The organism is Arthrobacter sp. MMS24-T111, from assembly GCF_054888995.1.
Genome location: NZ_JBTZRO010000001.1, coordinates 3765045 through 3788821 on the forward strand (window position 1 = coordinate 3765045; position 23777 = coordinate 3788821).

Genomic DNA, 23777 nt, shown 5'->3' on the forward strand with positions numbered 1-23777 from the left:
GCCGGGCCGCCCGCCGGGGCTTGCCGATGCGCTTGAGGATGCGCATTGCCGGAGGCGCGAAAAGGCCCGGTCCACAGGGAACCGGGCCTTTCGGTGGTGCAGCGAGGCTGTCCGCGCAGGTCAGTCGCGCAGCCGGGCCGCGCGGGGGGCTCAGGCCTCGAGGACCACCGGGATGATCATGGGCTTGCGGCGCAGCTTGCGGTTGACCCAGGTGCCGACAACGCGGCGCACCACCTGCTGGAGCTGGTGGCTGGTGTGGTCGGCGTGGTTCTGGACTGCTTCCTCCAGCGCCGCGTTGATCTTGGGGATGATGTCGTCGAAGACGGAATCGTCCTCGGCGACGCCGCGGGCGTGGATTTCCGGACCGGACACCACCTTGCCGGTGGCGCGGTGGATGACCGTGATGATCGAAATGAATCCTTCGTCACCCAGGATGCGGCGGTCCTTGAGGTCGGCGTCGGTGATTTCACCCACGCTGGACCCGTCAACGTAGACAAAGCCCACTTCCACCTGGCCGACGATGTCTGCCTGGTGGTCGCGGAGGTCGATGACTGTGCCGTTGTCGGCAAGGATGACGCTCGCCTCGGGCACGCCGGACTCGATGGCGATCTTGCCGTTGGCGATGAGGTGCCGGGTTTCGCCGTGGACGGGCATGGCGTTCAAGGGCTCAAGGATGTTGTAGCAGTACAGCAGCTCGCCCGCGGCGGCGTGGCCGGAGACGTGGACCTTGGCGTTTCCCTTGTGGATGACATCGGCGCCGAGCTTCAGGAGGCCGTTGATGATCCGGAAGACGGCGTTCTCGTTGCCCGGGATGAGGCTGGAGGCCAGGATCACGGTGTCGCCGTCGCCCACCACCACGCGGTGGTCGCCGTTGGCCATCCTGGACAGGGCGGCCATCGGTTCACCCTGGGAGCCGGTGGACATCAGCACCACGCGGTTGTCCGGCAGATTGTCGATGTTCTTGATGTCCACGATCAATCCGGCGGGAACATCCAGGTAGCCAAGCTTTTCCGCGATGGCCATGTTGCGGACCATGGAGCGGCCCACGAAGGCCACCTTGCGGTTGTGCTTGGCGGCGGCGTCGAGGACTTGCTGCACGCGGTGGACGTGGGACGAGAAGGACGCCACGATGATGCGCTTGGTGGCCTGGCCGAAGAGGCGCTCCAGGGTGGGGCCGATTTCCTTCTCAGCCGTGGTGAATCCAGGCACGTCAGCGTTGGTGGAGTCGGACATGAAAAGGTCCACGCCCTCCTCGCCCAGCTTGGCGAAGTGCCGGAGGTCGGTGATCCGGCCGTCCAGCGGCAGCTGGTCCATCTTGAAGTCGCCGGTGTGCAGGACCGTTCCGCCCGCGGTGCGGATGAAGACGGCCAGGGCGTCCGGGATGGAGTGGTTGACGGCCACGAATTCGCATTCGAAGGGGCCGAACTTCTCCACCTGGCCCTCCTCCACGGTGAGTGTGTAGGGCCGGATGCGGTGTTCCTGCAGCTTGGCCTCGATGAGGGCGAGGGTCAGTTGCGATCCCACCAGCGGGATGTCGTTGCGCAGGCGCAGCAGGTACGGCACGGCGCCGATATGGTCCTCGTGGCCGTGCGTGAGGATGACAGCCACAACGTCATCCAGCCGGTCTTCGATGTACGAGAAGTCAGGCAGGATCAGGTCGACGCCGGGCTGGGTTTCCTCAGGGAAGAGGACACCGCAGTCCACGATCAGCAGCTTGCCGTCGATTTCGAAGACGGCCATGTTCCGGCCGATCTCCCCCAGCCCGCCCAGCGGAACGATCCGCAGCGTGCCCTGGGGCAGGCGCGGAGGGGTGACAAGGCCGGTAAGGGCAGTTTGGGTCATAATGCACTACTTTCCAGGCGGAAGGGTGCCGGTCTTAGCCTCAGGAGAAGACCAGCCCCGCTTCCGCCAAATCCCCGCGGATGGTTTCGATCTCGGTTTCGTCCGGCTCCACGAGGGGCAAACGGACAATCGAGTTGGGCAGGACTCCCTGCCATTTAAGAATCTGCTTGGCCGCCACGGCCCCCTGGACGCGGGTCATGGTTGCCCGGACCACCGGCTGGAGTTCGACGTTGATCTTCCGGGCGGTGCCGAGGTCGTTGGCGTTGACGGCGTCGATGAGTTCGCGGAAGCGGCGGGTGGCCACGTGGGTGGTGACGCCCACCAGCCCCACGGCGCCCAGCGCCATCCACGGAAGGGTCAGTCCGTCGTCGCCGGAGTAGAAGAGGAGGTCGGTTTCCGCCATGACGCGGGTGGCCGCAACGAGGTCCGCCTTGGCGTCCTTGACGGCCACAATGTTGGGGTGCTGGGCCAGCCGGATCATGGTGTCGGGTTCGATCGCGATGGAGGACCGGCCCGGAATGTCGTAGAGCATGACCGGAACGTCCACCGCGGAGGCGATGGTTTCAAAGTGGGCGCGGACACCGGCCTGGCTCGGTTTGTTGTAGTAAGGGGTGACCAGGAGCAGTCCGTCGACGCCAAGGGCAGCGGCCTGCTTGGACAGGTGGACCGAGTGCGCGGTGTCGTTGGTGCCGGTACCGGCAATGATCGCGGCGCGGCCACCGACGGCGTCCTTCACCGCGCGGAACATGCCGAGGTTTTCTTCGTCCGTCAGGGTGGAGGTCTCACCGGTGGTGCCGGTGACCACCAGCCCGTCGCAGCCGTCGTCGACGAGCTTGCTGGCCAGCGCAGCCGCCTGGTCGTAATCCACTGCGCCGTCCTTGGTAAACGGCGTGACCATGGCGGTCAGGAGGGTACCGAGGGCAGGGATGTGCGCGGAAGAATCAGCCATGGAAAAAACGTTACCCTGTCCCCGGCTGGTTAGGACAATGCCACGGGCGTGACGAGCGTCAAACAGCCCGGTTGCCGGGCCCCGGCGCGTCGGTTCCGGCGTGGCAATAGCGGCCGACGGCGGCCTGCCGCAGGTCCTCCGCCCAGGCAGCGAGCCGCTGCGCCGCCCGCACGTAATGGAACAGCTCGGTGGGCGTCAGCGCGTCGATATCCGTCTCGGACAGCCGCCGGGCGAGCTCGGCCCCCTCCGGCTGGGCGGCGAGGGTGATGCCCTCCCGCTCCCACTGGACGTCCTCTGACGGCCGCCCGGACACCAACTGCCGGAACAGGTAGTCCACCACGCCCGGGCTCATTGCCCTCAGCGGCAGGTTGACTGAGTGGGTAGGTGCCGGCTGCAGGCTTTCCCGCCGGGCGGGGGTTCCGGATGATGGCGTGTCCATTCCGCCATGGTATTCGAACATATATTCGAATACAAGGGTTTGCGGCGGCCCCTCCGGCACGGCAGGGCGCCGCCGGGCACCCTTTACATCGCCGGCAAGCCGCGCCGCACGGGCATGTGAGACGATCGGGTCATGACGTCCCGCACCCCGGCCACCCGGTCGCGAAAGGCCCCCGGGCGGAACCAGCCGGGCCGTCTTCGCGGCATCGATGCAGCGCGGGGCCTCGCCCTTCTGGGCATGATGGCCACGCACCTGCTGCCAACGTTCGAGTCGAACGCCAACCTCACCCCGACCTGGATCGGCCTCACCTTCTCCGGACGGGCCGCGGCCCTCTTCGCCGTGCTGGCCGGGGTGGGACTTGCCCTGTCCACCGGAAAGCACCAGCCGCTGGCCGGTCCCGATCTCGCGAAGGCCCGCCGCGGTGTCGCGCTGCGTGCCGTGGTGATTGCCGCCGTCGGACTTACCCTGGGCGGCCTGGAAGTGAACGTGGCCGTTATCCTGGTCCATTACGCCGTGTTGTTCCTGTGCGTACTGCCCTTCCTGGGCCTGGGCGCCAAGGCCCTGTGCGCCTGGGCCGCGGGCTGGATCCTTGGGTCGCCGGTGCTGGCCTACTTGCTGCGCCCCTGGCTCCTTGCCGCGGAGCCGCCACTGAAGCTGGGCCACAACCCGCGGTGGGAGGACCTCGGCACCCCCGGCCAGCTGCTGGGCGACCTCTTCCTGACCGGCTACTACCCCGCGGTGCAGTGGCTTGCGTACCTGCTGGTGGGCCTGGCCATCGGCCGCCTGGTCCTTGGCAAGGCCCTGGTCCCTGCCCTCCTGCTGGTGGGCGGATCGGTGGTGGCCGTTACCGCCAAGGCCATCGGGGTGGCCGCGATCGAGGATTGGGGTGGCCTGGCCGCCCTGGAGAAGGTGGTCAATGCCCCCGGCTACCCGTTGGACAGCGTCTTGCAGGTAAACCTGGCGGGGCTGCCGCAGGACGGCTCCTGGTGGTGGCTGGCCTCTGCTGCACCGCACTCCGGGACCCCCCTTGACCTGCTTCATACTTCGGCGGTGGCGGCAGCCGTCATCGGCGCATGCCTCCTGCTGGGGCGGCTCGCCGAGTGGATTGACCTGGACCTGCTGCTGCCCCTGCGCGGCGCAGGGGCCATGACCCTGACCCTGTACACGGTCCACGTCTGGGTGTTGTCGAACTTCTACCTGAAGCCCCTGCCGGCCGGCTGGACCGAGGACGGCATGTACTTCGCACACGCCGCCGTTGCCATCACCGTTGGCGTGCTGTTTGCGAGGTTGTCTTGGCGCGGCCCGCTGGAATGGCTGGGCCACGCCGCGGGCCAACTCGGCCGCGGTTTGCTGCCATGGCCTGCTACGGCGGGGTCAAGGTAAAACTGGACGCCTGGTCGCCGTCGTCATTGGTGACCACCACCGTGACGGGTCCCTTCTTGACGTCAAAAGCGATAACGCCCTGGCGCGCGTCTCCGGCGCCCACCTGCTCGGTCTGCAGGCCGCCGACTTCCTGGCCCAGGTAGATCAGCGCACCCTCCTTGCCGTCCGCGTCAAAGACGCTGAAGTTTGCCGGAGTGGCAAAACTGCTACCCGTTACCGTCTCCCAGGACACCTGCACAGCCAGGAATCCGCCGTTCTTCGGTTCCAGGTAGGACATGCCGGGAATCTCGGCGGTGTAGAAGGAATCGAGCACGCTAACCCTCACCGTGTTGCCCTCGGACATGGTCACCACCGAGGCGTTCGCTTCCGTGGACGTGCCCGGTGACGGCGCCGTAGCGGCTTGGGAGGACGGGAGGGGCGCCTGGGCCGGGACGTTGAAACCCTCAACGGCAGCGGACACTACGGCGATGGAGGCAATGGCCAGCACCGTTCCCGTAATGGCGCCCGCAAGCCAGACGACCGCGGTGATGATCCAGGCCTTTTTCCTGGTCTCCGGATACCCCTCCAGCGGGCGGCCGTGGATGTCCCTGGTGTTCCCGGTCAAGGTCATGACCAGGTCCACGATGGCCCAGATGCCCAGGCCGCCCGCCGTCAGCAGCTTGGCCACGGCGGAACCGGTCTTGCCGAGGTAGAACCGGTCCGCCCCGAAGGTGCCCAGGAGCAGGGACAGGAGCCAGGTGGCCACGAAGGACTTGCGCGGCCCGTCACCGTAGGGAACCAGCGGGTTCGCCTCCGGCGGGTATTCCCACCGGGGGCTCGTTGCGTAGGGCCCGCCAAACGGGGAGGGTGCCGGCGGAACCGGGGGCACGGACGGTCCGCTGCCGGTCGGCTGGGGGTACCGGGACTGGGGGTAAGGCGGCTGGCTCATGGATCGTCCTTCGTGCGGGTTCGGTGCAGGCAAACGGGGTTTCGAAGGACGTCCGCGGCGGAGAACCCGCCCACCCCATCTCCGCCCCCAAGCCGGAAATTATTGCCAGACGAACATACCCCGGGCGGAATGCGGCTGCGATGGGCAGAAATGCCCATCGCAGGAAATCACCGGCAGGCGCCGGCCGTTGGACCGGCCACGGGAACGGCCGCTGCTAGGACGCCGCGGTGAACAGCCGGACGGCGTCGCGCATGGAGGCCCTGGCCCGCTTCCGGTCCCCGGCGGCGTCGTAAGCGCAGCTCAACCGGAACCACGAACGCCAGTCGTCCGGAGCCGATTCGGCTTCGATACGGTACTTTTCGAACTCGGCATCTGCCGCCGCCCGGACAATCCGGCCGCCGGGCGTGCGCGGCAACTCATCCACCGGCAACCCGCCTTCGGCTTCCAGGACCTTGGCCATCTGCTCGGTGCGGGCACCGAACATCAGCTCCCGGATCAGCGCCCAGGCACCGACGACGGGCAGCACCAGGTAAGCCGCGCCAATGGCTTTCGCCGTGAGGTTGCTGTCCGCCAGGAGCAGGAGTGAGCGCTGGAAGGACACCACCAGGTAAAAGACCAGCAGCAGCGTCACTGCTCCCACCCAGATCTTGGTGCGGTTCTTCCGGAAGCCGGCTACAAGCCCGTTCACTTTCAGAGCCCCAGGTCCAGGTAACCGTCCAGTCCCACGGTCAGGCCGGGGTGCGAGGCTACCTGCCGCACGCCCAGGAGAACACCGGGCATGAAGGATGCACGGTCGAAGGAGTCGTGGCGGATGGTCAGCTGCTCGCCGGGGCCTCCCAGCAGGACTTCCTGGTGCGCCACAAGCCCGCGGAGCCGGACGCTGTGGACCCGGACGCCATCCACGTCGCAGCCGCGGGCACCGGCACGTTCGCTGGTGGTGGCATCAGGGCTGGGCGGCACCTGCGCTGCACTGCGCCCGGCGGCGATGAGCTGGGCAGTCCGGACGGCGGTGCCGGACGGGGCGTCCACCTTGTCCGGGTGGTGCAGCTCGATGATTTCCACGGACTCGAAGTATTGGGCGGCCTTGGCCGCGAAAGCCGAGGCAAGGACGGACCCGAGGGCGAAGTTCGGTGCGATGAGCACTCCGGTTTCCGGGTGCCCGGCCAGGACGGATTCCAGCGCAGAGAGCTTGTCCGCGTCCCAGCCCGTGGTGCCCACCACGGCGTGCATGCCGCGTTCGACGGCGAACCGGACGTTCGCTTCGGTGCTCTCGGGAACGGTGAGGTCCACCACGTACTGCGCACCGGAGGACGTCAGCTGATCCAGCGAGTCACCCCGCCCCAGGGCTGCGACGAGCTTCATGTCGGGCGCGGCGTCAATGGCTTTTACGGCCTCGGCGCCCATGCGTCCGTTGGCGCCCAGGACGGCTACCAGCTTGGGGGCGGAGTGTTGTTCGGTCATGCCATCCAGCCTACCGGCGGGACCGGTTGCCGCAGGAACCGGTCACTGTGCGTTACCTCGCACCGGAGCGGACAACCACGCCGGCCCGGGCCAGCCGGTTCCCGGACGCAGCAGGCATCAGCCGTCCGCGCCGACCCATTCGACGGTGCCGTCGGAAAAGAACTGTTCCTTCCAAATGGGAACCTGCTCCTTGATCCGGTCCACCAGTTCCGAGCAGACGGCGAAGGCCTGGCCGCGGTGCGCCGCGGAGACCGCGCACACCAGGGCGGGATCGCCGATTTCCAGCATCCCGATCCGGTGCGCTGCCCAAATCCGGACGGGTTGCCGGACGGCGTCGCCGCCTGCGCCCGGCGCAGCGTCCTGCTCGGCCACCAGGCGGGCCACGACGTCGGCCATCACCTGGTGTGCCGTGGGGTGCGCACTGTAGCTGAGCCGCTCGACTGCCTTGCCGGCGTCGTGGTTGCGAACTACGCCGCTGAAGCTGACCACGGCGCCCGCGGTGTCGCTTTCCACCGCGGCGATCGCCTGGTCGACGGAGATGGGGTCCGCGCTGAGGACTGCCCGGACCACCTCGAATGCCGCGTCAGTGCCCATGTCCGCCTTCCAGCTGGTCGCAGAGATGCCCGATCACCGGGTCCAGGACGGTGAGCCCGTCCATGACGCCCTTGGGTGAACCGGGCAGGTTCACTATAAAAGTAGCTCCGGCTGCGCCAGCATGGCCCCTGCTCAGGGCGGCCAGCGGGGTCTTGGCGGCGCCGGCCCGCCTGATGGCCTCCATGATGCCCGGAATCTCCCGGTCCAGCAGGGGCAGCGTCACGTCCGGAGTCCGGTCGTCCGGGCTCAGGCCGGTCCCGCCGCTGGTAATCACGACGGCGGGACGCTGGGTCAGGAGCGCCCTGATGGCGGCGCCCACGGGCTCACCGTCCGGGACCACCATCGGCGGAAAGACATCGAAGCCGTGCTCGGCCAGCCAATCGCTGATCACCGGGCCGGTCTCGTCGTCGTAGATTCCGGCTGCGGCGCGGGTGGAGGCGATCACCACGCCGGCTTTCCGTCCCTGGACGTCGCCGTGCCGGTGCGGCTCGGGGGCGCCGAGGGGGTTGGTGTCGGTCACAGTGCCCAGTCTCCGCTCTTGCCGCCGCTCTTGGCCAGCACCTTGATATCCGTCAGCACGGCGTGCTTGTCCACGGCCTTGATCATGTCGTAAACGCTCAGGGCCGCAACGGACGCAGCAGTCAGGGCCTCCATTTCCACGCCGGTGACGCCGCGGGTCTTCACGGTGGACCTGATGGTGACGGTATCGGGGCCGAGGTCAAAATCGACGGTGACTTTGGCCAGGGGCAACGGGTGGCAGAGCGGAATGAGGTCAGGCGTCTTCTTCGCGGCCATGATGCCGGCCACCCGGGCCACGGCCAGCGCGTCGCCCTTGGGCAGGCCGCCGGCCCCCAGGAGTTCCATGACCTCCGTGGTGGTCCGGACGGTAGCGGTGGCCGTGGCTTCCCGGGTGGTCTCGGCTTTGGCTGACACGTCCACCATCTGGGCACTGCCGTCCCGGCGCAGGTGCGTCAGGGCGGGGGTCTGTTCTGCGTTCACAGCATCCATACTTCCACCTCATCGCCGGCGCCGAGTTCCGTGACGCCGGCGGGGACGTGGACCAAGACGTTCGAGCCCGCGAGCGCATGCATCAGGTGGGAACTCTCACCACCCTCAAGCCTGACGGTGCCGCCGGGCTGCAGGCTGCCCCGCCGGACCTGGTGCTTGTGGCCGGGGGACGTGAGCGGGTGGGCCAGGCGTGCCCGCAGCGGCAGCCTGGCCGCCGGTGCGCCCAGGAGCCCGGACAGCGCGGGGCGGAGGAACATTTCGAAGGACACCAGGCAGCTGACGGGGTTACCGGGGAACCCGAGGAAAGGGAGGCCGTCGAACGTTCCCAGGCCTTGGGGGCCGCCGGGCTGCATGGCCACGTGCAGGAAATCGACGGGCTGATCCACCATCGCCTGCCGCACCACTTCGTAAGCGCCCTTGCTGACCCCGCCGGTGGTGACGATGAGATCGGCGCCTTGGCCCTCGGAACGCAGCAGGCCGCGCAGTTCATCGGGATTGTCGGTGGAGATACCGGCCTGCCGGACGGTGAGGCCGGCCTGCGTCATGGCGGCTTCGAGGAGGGTTCCGTTGGAATCGTAGATCTTCCCGGGCGGGAGGGGCCGGCCGGGTTCCACCACTTCGTCCCCGGTGGTGACCAGCAGGACGGTGGGAGCCCGGTAGACCGGCACCTCGGCCAGGCCCAACGCGGCGAGCAGCCCCAGCTGGGCCGGCCCCAGGCAGGTCCCGGCGGCCAGGGCCAGCTCCCCGCCGCGATGTCGCTCCCGGCGGACCGTACGTACGTGCCGGGTCCGGTGGCGGGCAGCCTGACGGTGCCGCCCCGGCCGGGTTCCAGGAAGTGGTCCGGCACGGCCCGTTCAATGGGTACGACGGCGTCCGCACCGGCCGGGATCACGGCACCTGTCATGATGGGCGCCGCCGTCCCGGGTTCGAGCGCGGACGGCCTTGATCCGGCGGCTACCGGGGGCATGGTCTCAAGGTCTGCGCCGCCGTCGGGGATGTCGCCGGAGTGGACGGCGTAACCGTCCATCTGCGAATTGGCGAATGGCGGCAGGCTGACGGGCGCTGCCACATCGGCCGCCAGCCCACGGCCCAGGGCCCTGCTGAGTGGGAGCGTTTCGGTGCGTCCCGCCGCCCGGAGCGGCTGCAGGAGTGCTGCGACGGCGGCGGCGTGGTCGGCAACCGAGCGGGCATGTTCATGCGGGTGCCGGGCACGGCTTTCCGGCGGGTGGCCGTGCGGGGTGGGGCTGGTCATGGGTACGCCTTCGGTCGCGGACTTCAGGATTTCACGTCCACTCTAACCGTGTGGAATCCTGTGGCACCGTCAGGTTCGGGCGGCCGCTCCGTTTCCTCCTGGGGTTTGCCCGTGAGGTCCGTGGCGCGGACCTGGACCTCGTACTGCCCCGGGGTGAGGTCCACTGCCAGTTTCCACTGGTACCAGGTGTCCGCTGACAGGCCCGCAGCGAGTTCGGCCTCCCGCCACGGCCCACGGTTGATCCTCAGCTCAACCCTCCCGATCCCGGTGTGTTGGGCCCAGGCCACGCCCGCGAAGACCACGGACCCTGCGCTGACCGGACGCCCGCTGCGGGGCACGTCGATCCGGGAGGACGTCTTGACCGGGCCGCGCTCGGACCAGCCCCGGGGGGTCCAATACCCGGCGTCTTGCGCGAACGTGGTGACTTTGAGTTCGGTGACCCATTTGGTGGCGGATACGTAGCCGTAGAGTCCCGGGACGATCATCCGGACGGGAAAGCCGTGCTCGAGAGGCAGGGGTTCCCCGTTCATTCCGACGGCGAGCAGGGCGTCCCTGGTGTCGGTGAGGACCTCCAGGGGCGTCCCTGCCGTCCAGCCGTCCGTGCTCCTGGACAGCACCATGTCCGCTCCGGGGTGGGGGCCCGCCTGGGCCAGCAATTCGCGGACCGGCCAGCCCAGCCAGCGGGCGTTCCCGATCAGGTCGCCGCCCACGCCGTTGGACACGCAGGCGATGGTGATGTGGCGCTCCGTGAGCGGCTTTGCCAGGAGTTCCGCGTAGGACAGCTGGATCTCCCGGTCCACCATTCCTGTGACCCTAAGGGCCCAATTGTCCGGGTTGACTGCCGGAACGGACAGCGCGGTGTCGATCCGGTAGAACTCCCGGTTGGGCGTCACCAACGGCGTCACTCCGGCAACGTCGAGGTCGGCGCCGGCCGGAACCGGCGGCGCCGGTGACGCCGGAACTGGCAGGGTGATCCGAGCCCTGACGTCGCTGACGGCATTGGTTGCCCCACGCCACGCACCGGCCAGGACGCCTGCCGCCGCGGACACGGCCGCCGTGCCGGCCAGGGCCTGGAGGAAGCTCCGCCGGGAACTTCCCGGTCCGCCCGGTTCAGGGGTGCCCGCATTCCATTCGCGAAGCTTTCCGATCAGGAATCGCAGCAGCACCACGGCCACCACCGCGGTCACGAGCGGGAGCGCCACGGCGATCGGCGTCATTTGGGCGCGGGTGAGGACAGCCACGGCTCCGACGGCCCCGAAGATGCCCACCACGGCCGCACCCCGGTAGCCGCGGCGGAACTCCAGCACCCCCGCCAGCGAGGCCAGGACGCCGATGACCAGCGCCATGCCCGCCAGGAGGGCAGCCTTGTCCGCCGTTCCGAAGACGGAGACCGCCCAGTCCTTGACGCCCGGCGGGACGGCGTCGATGACCGCACCGCCAACGGCCGTCAGCGGCGACAGGGAAGGACTGGCAAATCCTGCGAGCAACTCCCCCAACGCCACGCCGCCGGCAACGGCGGCCAGACCCGCGGCGGCGGCCCACCTGCCCGTGGCGCGTAGGGCAGCCTTGTGCGGGGCGGGACGGTCCGGCTGCTCCCCAAGGCGCCCGCCGTCGTCGTCCGCCGCCTCCGAAACCCGGGAATTGTTCACACCTCCAGCATAGGTTTGCCACCGCCCGACGGCACTGGCCCGCAACTGTGACCGGCACCCGTGCTGTTACGGGTGTGATGGGCGGCTCAAGGTGGCGTAGCCTGAATCCATGACTGTCCAGCTAGGCATGCCGCAGCCGCGGGAGGAAGCAGCATCGGAGCTGCCCGGCGTTCCCGCACGCCGTCCCGCGGATGCACCGGACGGGCTGGTGGACCGCTACGGCCGCCGCGCCACGGATATGCGGCTGTCGCTGACGGACAAGTGCAACCTCCGGTGCACCTACTGCATGCCGGCGGAGGGCTTGGAGTGGCTCGCGAAGCAGGCCGTCATGTCTGCTGAGGAGATCGTCCGGATTGTCCGCGTCGGCGTGGAGCAGCTGGGGGTGCGGGAACTGCGGCTGACGGGCGGTGAGCCGCTGGTCCGGCACGACCTCGTGGAGATCATCTCCGCGCTGCGGAACAACCATCCGGACCTGCCCATCTCGATGACCACCAACGGTGTTGGCCTGGCCAGGAAGGCGGCCCCGCTCAAAGCGGCGGGGCTGACCCGGATCAATGTCTCACTGGATTCGCTGCACGAGGAAACGTTCGCCAAACTGACCAGGCGGCCGTTCCTGGACCAGGTCCTGGCGGGTGTGGACGCTGCCTGGGCGGCCGGCCTGGGTCCGGTGAAACTGAACGCTGTCCTCATGCGCGGCATCAACGACGCCGAGTCGCCGCAACTGCTCGCCTGGGCCCTGGAGCGGGGATATGAACTGCGGTTCATCGAACAAATGCCACTGGACGCCGACCATGGCTGGACCCGCCGCAACATGATCACCGCCGCCGAGATCCGCGACCTGCTTTCCAAGGACTATGTGCTCAGCCCCGATGCCCGGGCCCGTGACGGTGCCCCCGCCGAGCGCTTTGACGTCCGACGACGGGCGGCAGGTTCGTTGGAGGCTGACGGTCCGGTGCTGGGAACAGTGGGGATCATCGCCTCCGTCACCGAGCCGTTCTGCGCGGACTGCCGGCGCACCCGGATTACCGCCGAGGGCAAGATCATGAGCTGCCTGTTCTCCCGCGAGGAATTCGACCTGCTGGGCCTGCTGCGCTCGGGCGCAACTGATGACGAGCTGGCGCAGCGGTGGCAGGATGCCATGTGGCTCAAGCCAAAGGCCCACGGCATGGACCACGTGGGATTGGACGCTCCGGACTTCGTCCAGCCGGACCGCAGCATGAGCGCCATCGGGGGCTGACCGGAATGCTTGTACGTTACTTCGCTGCCGCACGCGCCGCCGCCGGGCGTGAGGAAGAAAAGTTCGACTTGCCCGACGGTGCCACGGTCGCCCATCTCTTGGAGGCTGTGCTGGGGGTGCCCCGCGCCGAGCCGCCGGCAGGCACTCCTCCGCTCGCTCGGCTCCTGTCCCGGAGCAGCTTCCTGCTCAACGAGGTGGCCGTCCGGGACCAGTCAACGGTTCTTGGGGCCGACGACGTGGTTGACGTGCTTCCCCCGTTCGCCGGCGGGTAGGTAATCCAAGCATGTCCGGGCGTCTGGGCAGCGGCTGGCCAGTCTTGCCAAAGCTGCGTCCGCTTTGAATGTCAGACCCCCGTTGGATGATGTTTTCATGGGAATCGGTGCGGATCTGGCAGTGGTGATAGAGGGTGTTTCCGCCTCTGTTGCTGCGCTCAGCGGGCTGGTTCTGGAGGACGCTTCCTTGACTTCTGACCTTCATGCCGGCGTTTCCGTGGATGTGTTGCAGCGGCAGTATGGGCTGTGTCTGGAACGGCTGGAGCTTGTGGCCAGGTTGGAAGCTCAGCTGGCGGCGGTGAAGGCGCGCGATGTGGCCGAGTGCGTTGACATCCAGCATGCTCTGCTTCCGCCGGACGCCCCGGTGGAGGAGCGCACGTTCGCGGAGATGTCCGCGGTGGAGGAGATCGCCGGGATCCTCACCATCGGTTCGGGGGCGGCCGGGGCGTTGGTGGAGCAGTCCCGCCGGGTTTGTTCACTGCCACCGGTGGTTGAAGCCTTGGCTGCGGGTGACATGTCCTGGCAGCACGCCCGGATCGTGGCCGACGAAACCGAAGGCCTCACCCCTGCAGGGGCGGCCGCGTTGGTGGCGCATTTCTTCGACCCTGACGCGCCCCACCCGGCCCGGGGCGCCGCGCCCGGTGAGCTTGTCCCGTCCCGGTTCCGGGCGAAGGTCCGGGCCTGGCGGGAACGCCACCACCCCGAGTCCTTGGAGAAGCGCCACGCCAAGGGGGTGGCGGACCGGCGGATGGACTACGCTCCGGACCGGGACGGGATGGCCTGGCTCTCGCTCTACCTTCCCGGGGATACCGCGTGCGCGATCTGGAACCGCAGCACCGCCATCGCCCGCGGCCTCCAAAACCCCACGGATGAGCGGACCCTGACCCAGCTCCGCGCTGACGTCGCCGCGTCCCTGCTCCTCGGCGCCGGGCTGCAGCCCACCGCCACCCCCAACGGCCGCACCAGCCTGTCCCTCGAGGCCGGAACCAGCCCCACCGGTGGCACCGAACCTCCGCCCCAGCCTGACACCTGCCGCGCCACCGGCCCGGGCAGCTTCACCGATGCGGGAACCGCCGGCGGGCTTGGCAAGATCCCCACACCCCGGGCGGACGTCCTGGTCACGGTCCCGGTATTCTCACTGCTCGGCCTCACCGATGAGCCCGCGGTGCTGGACGGATTCGGGCCGATCCCGGCATCCATGGCACGGAGGCTCGTCGCCGGCGGGGCGGAATCGTTCTACCGGGTCCTGGTCGACCCCCGCGACGGCGCGCCCCTGGAAATCGGACGCACCCGCTACCGGCTCCCCGAGACCATCAAGAAATGGATCCGGCTGCGGGACGGCAAATGCACCTTCCCCGGCTGCACCAACCACACCCCCGACAACGACACCGACCACCTCACCCCCTGGCACCACAGCGGCAAAACAGACGTAGGCAACCTGGCCCAGCTCTGCCCCAAACACCACCGCCTCAAACACCACACCACCTGGACCCCCGACCCGGCCACTAAGAATGAACCACCCGGCTGGACCTCACCCACCGGCAGACACTACCCACCCGAACAACACGACCCCCAACCAACCCACCGGCCACAATTGGTCCTGCGGAGGAACAGCACCGTGTCCGGGCAATCCACACTGGCAGTTTTGAACCCAGCGGCAGTCTTGAACCCGCCGGCAGCGCCAGACCCACCCGCAGCCTTGAACTTACCGGCAGGGTTGGACACACCCCGGAAAGCGGACGAGGCGGGGCTACTGGAACCACCATCGCCTGAATTGAGGAGCGATCTGCCGTTTGGGCTGCCGCAAGGGTGCCTATTGGCTGACATGCCGAAGTGGCTGGACGTGCCAGCCGAGGAGCCGCCTGGCGGGAACTTGCTTGAGCCGGATCAACTCCCTCCAACAGATCCTGTGTGGGACGACTTCTACACTATGCCGTTCCTCCTGCCGCAAGACCCGGCGAGCCGATGGGACGTTGTCTTGTCGTAAGGACTTCCGGTAAACGAATGTGTCTCAGGCGATGGCTCCGGAAGCCAACAGCCCACCGCTAGACCCTGGCTCCCGTGCCCAGGGCCATGGCCAGCAGGGACACCCGGCTGCGGACTCCGCATGTCTGGAAGAGTTGCTTGAATTGGTCCTGGATCGTGTACGGCGTCACTCCCTGGGCGTCCGCCATGGCTGCCGTATCGGCCCCTGCTGCAGTGAGCCAGAGCAGTTCCCCCTGCCGGGGTGTCAGGCCAAACGCCCGGGCAAACACGTCAAGCCTCGCGGCAGGCGTGCTGGCCTGAATCGTCACGGCCACCGGTGGAGTAGGTCCGGACACCCCCGACTCCATGCGGTTGGCCCGCAGGGAGGCCCAGCGGCCCGCCCCGACGTAGACCCTGCATTCCGCGGGGTGGGTGTCCACCAGCGCTTCCCTTGCCGCCAGCTGGGCCGCAACGTTCAACACCTCAGCCGGCACATGATCGTGAGGGACCGGACCAGGCTGAAGCAGCTGGAGCCAGTCGTCCACGGACGCCGTTCGGCCAGCTATCGCCAGATCGTCGTCCAGGGTGAGGACAGCCTGCTCCGGCAATCCGGGCTGCCCGGCTCCTGTCCCGGATGCGTGGTCCGGGCCAGGTTCCGGGTGCGGTCGAATCCAAAATTGCCTGGCTACGGACCTCCGCAGGCCCGCGGTCACTGCCGCTGAGAGCTCGCCCAGGTACGCAGTTTCTTCGTCCGTGAAGGGGACCGAATCGCCGGTTCGCCACAAATCGAGCCAGGCCCAACACCCATACTTGTCCGCAAAGACGGCGGACAGGACATCCCGGACCCCATAGCGTTGCAACACGCCACTCCACACCGGGCTGCGGAAGGGCTCTCCTTGCGTTGCCTTCAGGAGGGTCTCCGCCGGCTCCGGCGAATGCATCAGCTCGGTCCAGCGGCCGGCCCCGGAGAGGTACTTGAGGCGGATAAGTGTGGGCAATTCCTGGGGGCAGGGAATCCTGGCCCTCGGCGCCATCCCCACCGTCGTGACGGGATCACACAACGGCCAAACGAATGCATCGAAAGGCACCATGGTGGCCACTTCTGCCAGAATCGCTGTCCGGAGAGCTTGGTGATTCAGGTCCGAGCCTGCCAGGAGTCGGATGCGCTCCTGGCTCCGGTTTCCAGCCCAGCCCTTGGTCATGTTCCAAGTATGCTCCGGCCATCCCGGGCAACCCGGAGGCGGTGCCACCCAGAATTCTGGGATACCCGCCGCAGCCCGGACAGTCTAGCTTTAGCAGCGTGGAGCGTCCTCCAACCTGGCGGGACGAGTAAGGAGACTGGGATGTTCACCCTGCAGATCGAACACAGCATCACCGATTTCAGCACGTGGAAGGCGGCATTCGACCGTGATCCGGTGGGCCGGTCCGCGTCAGGGGTTCTCGCGCACCGGATAGGCCGGCCCGTGGGCGAACCGCAATACATCGTTGTGGAACTCGACTTCGCGGACCTGGCCCAGGCAGAGCAGCTGCTCACGAACCTTCGAACACAGGTATGGCGTTCGCCCGCCAACGCCCCTGCCCTCGCCGGTGCGCCGAAAACGCGCATCATCGAAGCGGCATCCTAGCCCATTCCTCACGCGCGGTGGAACTCCGAGCGCATGAATGGCCTGTACGGCGATTCATTGCCGTCGGTTCCAGCCTCCGGGGTGTCGCCGGCGTCGTCCTGCCCGGCAGAACGTAGTTCGGTGACGTGCGTCAGGACATCGTCCGCCACCTCGATGGAGTGGCGCGTCCAGCTTCCCGCAGTGCGGCGTTCAACGCGGAGGACACCGTCGCGCCAAGTGCAGCGGGTGGCGCTGCCGAGCGGAACGCCGGCGCTGTCCACGTAGTACCACAGCACATCGTTGTGGACCGGATCGATCGTGAAGATGCCGTGGCCTTCGAAATGGCTGCCGTCGGGTTCAACGTGCCGGTAGCTCTGCACCACACCAAGACCCCCGGCGACCCCAGTGTAGGTCACCTCGGCGTTCACTCGGTGTTCCGGCCCCCAAGGGCCAGCAGCCACGCGCGTATAGCCCTGCCAGTGACCCAGCAGGCCCGATAACGCATGAGGTCCGTGCCGCACTCCCGCCCCGTTCACCGTTCCGCCTTCCCAAACGAAGATCGCTCCCCACTTAGGATGGACTCTGGAGGGCCGGGCCGCCAGCGTCTCCGCGGCGCCAGGTTGCTACAACCCGAACGTCTCGTCTTCGTCGAACGGGCCCACCACGGTGACCGTGCGCGGCGCGGCGGCGAGTTCAGCGGCGAGTTCCTGGACCTGCTCCGCAGTGACGGCTTTGATCTGGCGCAGGGTTTCGTCGATGTCCTGGTATTCGCCGGAGACCAGTTCGGCCCGGCCCAACCGGGACATCCGGGACCCGGTGTCTTCGAGTGCCAGGACGATCCCGCCGCCGAGTTGTCCCACGGCCTTGCGCAATTCATCGCCTGAAATACCGTGCTCCGCGAGCTTGTCCAACTCCACGCCCAGCAGGTCCAGCACCTGGCGGACCTTTGACGGAGTGCAGCCGGCGTACATCCCGAAGTAGCCGGCGTCGGCGTAGGACGAGGCGAAGGAGTAGGTGGAGTACACCAATCCGCGCTTCTCGCGGATTTCCTGGAAAAGCCGGGAGGACATGCCGCCGCCCAGGACGGCGTTCAGGACGCTCATGACGTAGCGGCGCTCATCCGTGGCAACGATGGTGGGGCACCCCATGATGATGTTGGCCTGTTCCACTGCGCGCTTGACCACGTGCAGTCCCGCCGTTCCGGTGATCTGGGCGCGTTCGGTGGGGCGCCGGCTGACCGGGGCCGCATCCGGCTCAAGCGACCATCCTGCGGATTCGAGGGCGTCCACCACGAGTCCGCAGACAACGTCGTGGTCCAGGCCGCCCGCGGCGGTGATGACCAGTTCCTGCGGCTTGTAGTACTTGCGGTAGTGGTCCCACACGGAGTCGCGGGCCACGGCTTTGATCGCTGCGGGGGTCCCGCCGATCGGCCGTCCCAGGGGGTGGCTGCCCAGGACGGCGGCCACAAAGTGTTCGTGCGCAACGTCGGTGGGGTCGTCGCTGTCCATGGCGATTTCCTCAAGGATGACGTCACGTTCCTGCTCCATCTCATCCGGGTCCAGGACGGCGCCGGTGATCATGTCCGCAATGACATCGATGGCCATGGGCAGGTCCGAATCCAGGACACGGGCGAAGTAGCACGTGCTTTCCTTCGCGGTGGCGGCATTCGATTCTCCGCCCACCTCGTCAAACGCCGAGGCGATCTCCAGGGCGGTGCGCCGGCGGGTGCCTTTGAACAGGAGGTGCTCAAGGAAGTGCGTGGAACCGTGCTGGCCGGGCGCCTCGTCACGGGATCCGACGCCCACCCAAAAGCCGATCGTGGCCGACCGTTGGCCCGGCATCGCTTCCGTCAGTACCCGCACTCCCCCGGGCAGCACGGAACGGCGGACTTCGGACCCGCCGTCGGAGCCATGGACCAGGGTGTCGCCGGCGTGGTTCTGCTCAAGCGGCAGGGGTACAACAGTCATTGAAGCCTTTCAGGACGGGCAGCCGGATCTGGCTGCCATCGTAACAGCGGCGGGACCGGTGGATCATCCACCGGTCCCGCCGATTCATGCTGGTGCCAAGCGAGGGCTGTTAGACGTCAGCGCCTTCAGCCGGCTCCGTGGCGTGGACGCGCTCGGTGTCGGCCGGAGCCTCTTCCTCGGCGACCACCGGGGCGAGCGAGAGCTTGCCGCGGTCATCGATCTTGGTGATCTCAACCTGGACCTTCTGGCCCACGGAGACGACGTCCTCGACGTTGTCCACGCGCTTGCCGTTGGCCAGCTTGCGGAGTTCGGAGATGTGCAGGAGGCCGTCCTTGCCCGGGGTCAGCGACACGAAGGCACCGAAGGTGGTGGTCTTGACGACCGTACCCAGGTAGCGTTCGCCGATTTCCGGGACCTGCGGGTTGGCGATGGCGTTGATGGCGGAGCGTGCTGCGTCTGCAGACGGACCGTTGGTGGCGCCAATGTAGACCGTGCCGTCGTCCTCGATGGAGATGTCGGCGCCGGTGTCTTCCTGGATCTGGTTGATCATCTTGCCCTTGGGGCCGATGACCTCGCCGATCTTGTCCACGGGGATCTTGACGGCGATGACGCGCGGTGCGAACTCGGAGAGCTCGTCCGGGGTGTCGATGGCCGAGTTGATGACCTCGAGGATGTGCAGGCGGGCTTCGCGGGCCTGCTTCAGCGCTGCAGCCAGCACCGAGGCGGGGATACCGTCGAGCTTGGTGTCCAGCTGGATGGCGGTGACGAACTCGGCCGTACCGGCAACCTTGAAGTCCATGTCGCCAAAGGCGTCTTCGGCGCCGAGGATGTCGGTCAGTGCCGCGTAGCGGGTCTGGCCGTCAACCTGGTCGGACACCAGGCCCATGGCGATACCGGCGACGGCGGCCTTCAGGGGCACACCGGCGTTCAGCAGGGACAGGGTGGATGCGCAGACGGAACCCATCGACGTCGAGCCGTTGGAACCGAGGGCCTCGGATACCTGGCGGATGGCGTAGGGGAACTCCTCGCGCGACGGCAGGACGGGCACCAGGGCGCGCTCGGCCAGGGCGCCGTGGCCGATTTCGCGACGCTTGGGCGAGCCCACGCGGCCGGTTTCACCGGTGGAGTACGGCGGGAAGTTGTAGTTGTGCATGTAGCGCTTGCGGGTGACGGGAGACAGCGAGTCGATCTGCTGTTCCATCTTGAGCATGTTCAGCGTGGTGACACCCATGATCTGGGTCTCGCCGCGCTCGAAGATGGCCGAACCGTGAACGCGGGGCAGGACCTCGACCTCTGCGGTGAGCTGGCGGATGTCCGTCAGGCCACGGCCGTCGATGCGGATCTGGTCCTTGAGGATGCGCTGGCGCACAACGTGCTTGGTGACCGAGCGGAAAGCAGCGGAAAGCTCCTTTTCGCGGCCTTCGAACTGGCCGGCCAGGCCCGCCAGGACTTCGTCCTTGAGCGCGTCGGAAGCGTTGTCGCGTTCCTGCTTGTCGGCGATCTGGAAGACAGCTGCCAGCTTGTCGGCGGCAGCGGATTCGACGGCGGCGTAAGCGTCATCCTCGTAGTCCAGGAAGACCGGGAATTCGACCGTGGGCTTTGCGGCGCGCGCGGCGAGATCGGCCTGGGCGTCGCAGAGTGCCTTGATGAACGGCTTGGCGGCCTCGAGGCCTTCGGCCACAACCTCTTCGGTGGGGGCGGTGGCGCCCTGTTCCTTGATGAGGTTCCAGGAGTTGTCGGTGGCTTCGGCTTCAACCATCATGATGGCGACGTCGTCACCGGCAACGCGGCCGGCAACCACCATGTTGAAGACCGAGTTCTCCAGCTGGGAGTGCTTGGGGAATGCAACCCACTGCGAACCGTGCTCGTCGGCGACGAGGGCAACGCGGACGCCGCCGATCGGGCCGGAGAACGGCAGGCCGGACAGCTGGGTGGACATCGAGGAGGCGTTGATGGCCACGACGTCGTACAGCTCGTCGGGGTTGATGGCCAGGACGGTCACCACGATCTGGACCTCGTTGCGCAGGCCCTTGATGAAAGCGGGGCGCAGCGGGCGGTCCATCAGCCGGCAGGCCAGGATGGCTTCGGTGGAGGGGCGGCCTTCGCGGCGGAAGAACGAGCCCGGGATGCGGCCGGCAGCGTACATGCGCTCTTCGACGTCGACCGTCAGCGGGAAGAAGTCGAAGCCTTCACGCGGGTGCTTGCCGGCGGTGGTGGCGGACAGCAGCGCGGTGTCGTCGTCGATGTACACCATGGCTGCGCCGGCGGCCTGCTTGGCGAGGCGGCCGGTTTCAAAGCGGATTACACGCTTGCCGAAGCGGCCATTGTCAATGACAGCCTCTGAGAACTGGATTTCGGGACCCTCCAAGAGAGTCACCTCCGTTTCTGTTTCACGGAAGTCCAGCCGCATCAACCCAGCCCAGCATCTGTCTACTGGCCCTTGCACCCGGTCATCGATCGAGACCCACGGGCCGCCGGCTTCAGTCAACGAAGCCGTTCCCGGGGATCACTACCGAGGACCGCGAATGCGTGATGCGGTTGATCCTCCTGTTTAGTTTTTCATTTGAAGAAGGCGGCCCGTTCCGGAGGGAAAGGGCCGCCCCAAAGCCAGACTAGCGGCGCAGGCCGAGACGCTCGATGAGCGTACGGTAGCGGGCGATGTCAGTCTTCTTGAGGTAGCTCAGCATACGCTTGCGACGACCAACCATGGCCAGCAGACCGCGCTGGGTGTGGTAGTCGTGCTTGTGCTCCTTCATGTGCTCAGTCAGATCCTTGATCCGCTGGGTCAGGACGGCAACCTGGACCTCGGGTGAACCGGTGTCGCCTTCGGCGGTTGCGTATTCCTTGATGATGGACTGCTTTACAGCGGCGTCAAGTGCCACAATAACTCCTTGGGAATGTGCCGTGAGGGCCCAGGTCAGAAGTTCACTGCCGGGTCTGCCATGCACGTCCTGTCCCGGAAACCCGGGAAAGCCGCAACGACAGGACCCAGCCGCCACGGACTGCAGCCGGATCCATCGTCCAGTTTACCGGGCCGGGCCTAACCTTGTCGAAACAGTCCGGGCGGACACGCGGCCCGCTCCGGCGCCGGGCGTCAGCCCTGCAGCCGGTCCCGGATGGCGGCCATGCCGTCGAGGACCTCGGCGAAGCTGGTGCTCAGCGGCGACAACCCCACCCGGATCCCGTGCGGTGAGCGGAAGTCCGGGATGACGTCGCCGTCCCAGAGCGCTTCCACGGTGGCTTTGCTGAAGTCCGGGTGGTCCACGGTGATGTGGCCGCCCCGCTCCCCGCGTCCCTGGGCGAAGCCAGTTCGGCACCCAGCGGGGCGAGCCAGGCGTCGAAGACATCGATGGCGAAGGCGGTCAGTGCCACTGACTTCGTCCGGATGGCAGCCATCGAGGCTTCCTCGATGAGGTCCAGGGTGCCTTGCATGGCGATCATGCCGAAGATGGCGGGGGTGCCGCTGAGGAAGCCGCGGATACCTGCCGCCGGTTCATAGCCGGCGGCCATCTCAAAAGCGTCCTTGCGGCCCATCCAACCCCAGATGGGCTGGTTGAGCGCCGGAAGGTGGCGGGCGTTGACGTACGCGAAGGCGGGTGAGCCCGGGCCGCCGTTGAGGTACTTGTAGGTGCAGCCGGCGGCGAAGTCCACGTCCGCGCCGTCCAGGCCGATCTCTACCAACCCCGCGGAGTGGCAAAGATCCCACACCACCAAGGCGCCGGCGTCGTGCACTGCCGCGGTGATTCCGGGCAGGTCAGCCAGGTGCCCTGAACGGTAGGCGATCTGGCTGAGGAGCACGACGGCGGTCCGCGGCCCGGTGGCCTGGCGCACCTGGTCAAGGGTCACCCCGGCTGCCGGATCGGGATCGATCCACCGGAGGGTCAGCCCCTCTTCCAGGGCAATGCCCTCCACCAGGTAGCGGTCCGTGGGAAAGTTCCCGGTATCGAGCACAAGCTCGTTGCGGTCCGGGTCCGGCACGGCGGCCAGCGCGGCGCGGAGCAGCTTGTAGAGCACCACGGTGGTGGAATCGGCAATGATCGTTTGTCCCGGGGCCGCGCCCAGGACGGCGCGGCCCAGCTGGTCTCCGATGGCCTGCGGCATGGCGAGCCACTGTTCGTCCCAGCCGCGGATGAGCCGGCCGCCCCATTCGTTCCGGACGAAGGCGGCGACGTCGTCGGCGGTCCGTTTCAGGGGCCGGCCCAGGGAGTTGCCGTCAAGGTAGGACACCGGGGTGTCCGTTCCGATGAAATGGTCCCGGTACGTTGCCAGCGGGTCTTGGCGGTCCAGCTCCGCCGCCCGGCGGTGGAGCGCCTCAGTGGTCACGCCGGTGGGGCCGTCTTGGTGGATGCTCATTGTCCGATCTCCGTCCTGACGGCAAATAGTTCCGGAAAAAATGTCAGCTCCAGCGCCTTCTGCAGGAAGGTGACCCCGCTGGAACCACCCGTGCCTGTCTTCATGCCGATGGTCCGCTGAACGGTGCGCAGGTGCCTGAACCGCCAGAGCTGGAAGTTGTCCTCCAGGTCCACCAGTTCCTCGCACGCCTCGTAAGCGGCCCAGTTCTCTGCCGCGTTTTCGTAGATGTGCTTGAAGAGTGGGACCAGGTCCGGGGTGAACTCATGGGCGCGCGTCACGTCCCGGTCCAGGACGGAAGCGGGCACGTCGAATCCGTGCCGGGACAGATAGGCGAGGAACTCGTCGTAGATGCTGGGGGCCGCAAGCAGTTCCGCCAGCATGGCGTGGGCCTCGGGATCGGATTCGAAGACCGGCAGCATCTTGCGGTTTTTGTTTCCCAGCACGAATTCGACCGCCCGGTATTGGGCGGACTGGAAGCCCGAGGAATTCCCCAGGAAGCCGCGGAACTGCGAATACTCGGTGGGGGTCAGGGTGGCCAGTACGGACCATTGTTCGGTGAGGGTCTTCTGGATGTGCTTGACCCGGGCAATGCCCTTCAGCGCCGAGCCGAGGTCGTCGGCCCGCAGCCAGGCGGCGGCGCTGCGCAGCTCGTGCAGGACCAGCTTCAGCCACAACTCGGTGGTCTGGTGCTGGATGATGAACAGCATCTCGTCGTGGTGTTCCGGCTCGCTGACCGGCTTTTGGGCACTAAGCAGCGTGGGCAACTGCAGGTAGGAGGCGTAGCTCATCCGCGAGCTGAAGTCGCGGACAATCCCTTCATCGAGCTTGCGGGTGTTCTTTTCGACGGACACGCACTGCCTTTCGTTGATAGGGC

General features: G+C 67.4%; 21 protein-coding genes and 2 pseudogenes. 5 read left to right on the plus strand and 18 right to left on the minus strand.

Going from position 1 to position 23777, the window contains the following annotated elements; genetic code table 11:
• Nucleotides 1-150: 150 nt before the first annotated feature.
• The 3 genes from ACX5I6_RS17630 to ACX5I6_RS17640 are packed head-to-tail and all read right to left on the minus strand — an operon-like array spanning nucleotide 151 to nucleotide 3230.
• Entirely contained in the window at nucleotides 151-1842 is a 1692-nt protein-coding gene (locus ACX5I6_RS17630; protein ID WP_043455217.1) for a ribonuclease J, read from the minus strand.
• 40 nt (nucleotides 1843-1882) lie between these two features.
• Nucleotides 1883-2791 (minus strand): 4-hydroxy-tetrahydrodipicolinate synthase, encoded by a 909-nt coding sequence (gene dapA / locus ACX5I6_RS17635; protein ID WP_285248079.1) that lies wholly within the window; start codon nucleotides 2789-2791, stop codon nucleotides 1883-1885.
• A 58-nt stretch (nucleotides 2792-2849) separates the two neighbouring features.
• Nucleotides 2850-3230, minus strand: coding sequence for a hypothetical protein (locus tag ACX5I6_RS17640; protein WP_461841315.1), 381 nt, complete (start codon nucleotides 3228-3230; stop codon nucleotides 2850-2852).
• 132 nt (nucleotides 3231-3362) lie between these two features.
• Here ACX5I6_RS17640 and ACX5I6_RS17645 point away from each other — a divergent pair, with 132 nt between their 5' ends.
• Nucleotides 3363-4613 carry a heparan-alpha-glucosaminide N-acetyltransferase domain-containing protein gene (locus ACX5I6_RS17645; RefSeq protein WP_461841316.1) on the plus strand — a complete coding sequence of 417 codons (1251 nt, stop codon included), beginning with the start codon at nucleotides 3363-3365 and terminating at the stop codon, nucleotides 4611-4613.
• Here the strand turns inward: ACX5I6_RS17645 and ACX5I6_RS17650 are convergent.
• From ACX5I6_RS17650 to ACX5I6_RS17685, 8 genes and pseudogenes are all read right to left on the minus strand, one after another.
• The gene (locus ACX5I6_RS17650; protein WP_461841317.1) at nucleotides 4594-5541 is read right to left on the minus strand and encodes a TM2 domain-containing protein; all 948 of its coding nucleotides are present in this window, start codon (nucleotides 5539-5541) and stop codon (nucleotides 4594-4596) included. The genes ACX5I6_RS17645 and ACX5I6_RS17650 overlap by 20 nt on opposite strands.
• A 214-nt stretch (nucleotides 5542-5755) precedes the next feature.
• Nucleotides 5756-6229, minus strand: a complete 474-nt coding sequence (locus tag ACX5I6_RS17655; RefSeq protein WP_461841318.1) for a hypothetical protein — start codon at nucleotides 6227-6229, stop codon at nucleotides 5756-5758.
• A 2-nt stretch (nucleotides 6230-6231) separates the two neighbouring features.
• Nucleotides 6232-7002, minus strand: a complete 771-nt coding sequence (gene dapB / locus ACX5I6_RS17660; RefSeq protein ID WP_285248084.1) for a 4-hydroxy-tetrahydrodipicolinate reductase — start codon at nucleotides 7000-7002, stop codon at nucleotides 6232-6234.
• Nucleotides 7003-7119: 117 nt separating this feature from the next.
• Entirely contained in the window at nucleotides 7120-7596 is a 477-nt protein-coding gene (locus ACX5I6_RS17665; protein WP_018763643.1) for a molybdenum cofactor biosynthesis protein MoaE, read from the minus strand.
• The gene (locus ACX5I6_RS17670; protein WP_461841319.1) at nucleotides 7586-8116 is read right to left on the minus strand and encodes a MogA/MoaB family molybdenum cofactor biosynthesis protein; all 531 of its coding nucleotides are present in this window, start codon (nucleotides 8114-8116) and stop codon (nucleotides 7586-7588) included. The genes ACX5I6_RS17665 and ACX5I6_RS17670 overlap by 11 nt, the downstream gene beginning before the upstream one ends.
• Entirely contained in the window at nucleotides 8113-8604 is a 492-nt protein-coding gene (gene moaC / locus ACX5I6_RS17675; RefSeq protein ID WP_461841320.1) for a cyclic pyranopterin monophosphate synthase MoaC, read from the minus strand. Before moaC ends, ACX5I6_RS17670 begins: the two co-directional genes overlap by 4 nt.
• Nucleotides 8592-9856: pseudogene (locus ACX5I6_RS17680) on the minus strand (molybdopterin molybdotransferase MoeA). The gene moaC and the pseudogene ACX5I6_RS17680 overlap by 13 nt, the downstream one beginning before the upstream one ends.
• Nucleotides 9857-9879: 23 nt before the next feature.
• A complete protein-coding gene (locus ACX5I6_RS17685; protein WP_461841747.1) occupies nucleotides 9880-11358 on the minus strand; it encodes a molybdopterin-dependent oxidoreductase in 1479 nt (492 codons plus the stop codon).
• Between the two features lie 256 nt (nucleotides 11359-11614).
• On the opposite strand from ACX5I6_RS17685, the gene moaA reads away from it, so the two are divergent.
• From moaA to ACX5I6_RS17700, 3 genes are all read left to right on the plus strand, one after another.
• Nucleotides 11615-12742 carry a GTP 3',8-cyclase MoaA gene (moaA, locus tag ACX5I6_RS17690; protein ID WP_285248088.1) on the plus strand — a complete coding sequence of 376 codons (1128 nt, stop codon included), beginning with the start codon at nucleotides 11615-11617 and terminating at the stop codon, nucleotides 12740-12742.
• Between the two features lie 5 nt (nucleotides 12743-12747).
• Entirely contained in the window at nucleotides 12748-13014 is a 267-nt protein-coding gene (locus ACX5I6_RS17695; RefSeq protein ID WP_141181168.1) for a MoaD/ThiS family protein, read from the plus strand.
• Between the two features lie 97 nt (nucleotides 13015-13111).
• Nucleotides 13112-15001, plus strand: coding sequence for a DUF222 domain-containing protein (locus tag ACX5I6_RS17700; RefSeq protein ID WP_461841321.1), 1890 nt, complete (start codon nucleotides 13112-13114; stop codon nucleotides 14999-15001).
• A gap of 58 nt (nucleotides 15002-15059) precedes the next feature.
• Here the strand turns inward: ACX5I6_RS17700 and ACX5I6_RS17705 are convergent, their stop codons facing one another.
• The gene (locus ACX5I6_RS17705; RefSeq protein ID WP_461841322.1) at nucleotides 15060-16181 is read right to left on the minus strand and encodes a helix-turn-helix transcriptional regulator; all 1122 of its coding nucleotides are present in this window, start codon (nucleotides 16179-16181) and stop codon (nucleotides 15060-15062) included.
• Nucleotides 16182-16322: 141 nt separating this feature from the next.
• Between ACX5I6_RS17705 and ACX5I6_RS17710 the strand changes: the two genes are divergently transcribed.
• Complete coding sequence (locus ACX5I6_RS17710) at nucleotides 16323-16604, plus strand: hypothetical protein (protein ID WP_018772255.1); 282 nt, start codon at nucleotides 16323-16325, stop codon at nucleotides 16602-16604.
• Between the two features lie 8 nt (nucleotides 16605-16612).
• On the opposite strand, the gene ACX5I6_RS17715 is transcribed toward ACX5I6_RS17710, so the two are convergent.
• From ACX5I6_RS17715 to kynA, 6 genes and pseudogenes are all read right to left on the minus strand, one after another.
• Nucleotides 16613-16999 carry a DUF1579 domain-containing protein gene (locus ACX5I6_RS17715; protein WP_461841323.1) on the minus strand — a complete coding sequence of 129 codons (387 nt, stop codon included), beginning with the start codon at nucleotides 16997-16999 and terminating at the stop codon, nucleotides 16613-16615.
• A gap of 207 nt (nucleotides 17000-17206) precedes the next feature.
• Nucleotides 17207-18550: a M16 family metallopeptidase gene (locus ACX5I6_RS17720; RefSeq protein WP_018763491.1), complete on the minus strand. Its 1344-nt coding sequence runs from the start codon at nucleotides 18548-18550 to the stop codon at nucleotides 17207-17209.
• Between the two features lie 109 nt (nucleotides 18551-18659).
• Nucleotides 18660-20918 (minus strand): polyribonucleotide nucleotidyltransferase, encoded by a 2259-nt coding sequence (locus ACX5I6_RS17725; RefSeq protein ID WP_026265073.1) that lies wholly within the window; start codon nucleotides 20916-20918, stop codon nucleotides 18660-18662.
• A 244-nt stretch (nucleotides 20919-21162) separates the two neighbouring features.
• Nucleotides 21163-21432, minus strand: coding sequence for a 30S ribosomal protein S15 (gene rpsO, locus ACX5I6_RS17730; RefSeq protein WP_018763489.1), 270 nt, complete (start codon nucleotides 21430-21432; stop codon nucleotides 21163-21165).
• A gap of 212 nt (nucleotides 21433-21644) precedes the next feature.
• A pseudogene (locus tag ACX5I6_RS17735) lies at nucleotides 21645-22903 on the minus strand (kynureninase).
• On the minus strand, nucleotides 22900-23754 hold the full coding sequence (kynA, locus tag ACX5I6_RS17740) for a tryptophan 2,3-dioxygenase (RefSeq protein WP_018763487.1): 855 nt from the start codon (nucleotides 23752-23754) through the stop codon (nucleotides 22900-22902). The pseudogene ACX5I6_RS17735 and the gene kynA overlap by 4 nt, the downstream one beginning before the upstream one ends.
• Nucleotides 23755-23777 lie beyond the last annotated feature (23 nt).

What these genes read in the sequence shown, in the direction of transcription:
- ACX5I6_RS17630 (WP_043455217.1), bottom strand. Translation starts at nt 1,842, where the DNA reads ATGACCCAAACTGCCCTTACCGGCCTTGTCACCCCTCCGCGCCTGCCC.
- dapA (WP_285248079.1), bottom strand. Translation starts at nt 2,791, where the DNA reads ATGGCTGATTCTTCCGCGCACATCCCTGCCCTCGGTACCCTCCTGACC.
- ACX5I6_RS17640 (WP_461841315.1), bottom strand. Translation starts at nt 3,230, where the DNA reads ATGGACACGCCATCATCCGGAACCCCCGCCCGGCGGGAAAGCCTGCAG.
- ACX5I6_RS17645 (WP_461841316.1), top strand. Translation starts at nt 3,363, where the DNA reads ATGACGTCCCGCACCCCGGCCACCCGGTCGCGAAAGGCCCCCGGGCGG.
- ACX5I6_RS17650 (WP_461841317.1), bottom strand. Translation starts at nt 5,541, where the DNA reads ATGAGCCAGCCGCCTTACCCCCAGTCCCGGTACCCCCAGCCGACCGGC.
- dapB (WP_285248084.1), bottom strand. Translation starts at nt 7,002, where the DNA reads ATGACCGAACAACACTCCGCCCCCAAGCTGGTAGCCGTCCTGGGCGCC.
- ACX5I6_RS17665 (WP_018763643.1), bottom strand. Translation starts at nt 7,596, where the DNA reads ATGGGCACTGACGCGGCATTCGAGGTGGTCCGGGCAGTCCTCAGCGCG.
- moaC (WP_461841320.1), bottom strand. Translation starts at nt 8,604, where the DNA reads ATGGATGCTGTGAACGCAGAACAGACCCCCGCCCTGACGCACCTGCGC.
- moaA (WP_285248088.1), top strand. Translation starts at nt 11,615, where the DNA reads ATGACTGTCCAGCTAGGCATGCCGCAGCCGCGGGAGGAAGCAGCATCG.
- ACX5I6_RS17695 (WP_141181168.1), top strand. Translation starts at nt 12,748, where the DNA reads ATGCTTGTACGTTACTTCGCTGCCGCACGCGCCGCCGCCGGGCGTGAG.
- ACX5I6_RS17700 (WP_461841321.1), top strand. Translation starts at nt 13,112, where the DNA reads ATGGGAATCGGTGCGGATCTGGCAGTGGTGATAGAGGGTGTTTCCGCC.
- ACX5I6_RS17705 (WP_461841322.1), bottom strand. Translation starts at nt 16,181, where the DNA reads ATGACCAAGGGCTGGGCTGGAAACCGGAGCCAGGAGCGCATCCGACTC.
- ACX5I6_RS17710 (WP_018772255.1), top strand. Translation starts at nt 16,323, where the DNA reads ATGTTCACCCTGCAGATCGAACACAGCATCACCGATTTCAGCACGTGG.
- ACX5I6_RS17720 (WP_018763491.1), bottom strand. Translation starts at nt 18,550, where the DNA reads ATGACTGTTGTACCCCTGCCGCTTGAGCAGAACCACGCCGGCGACACC.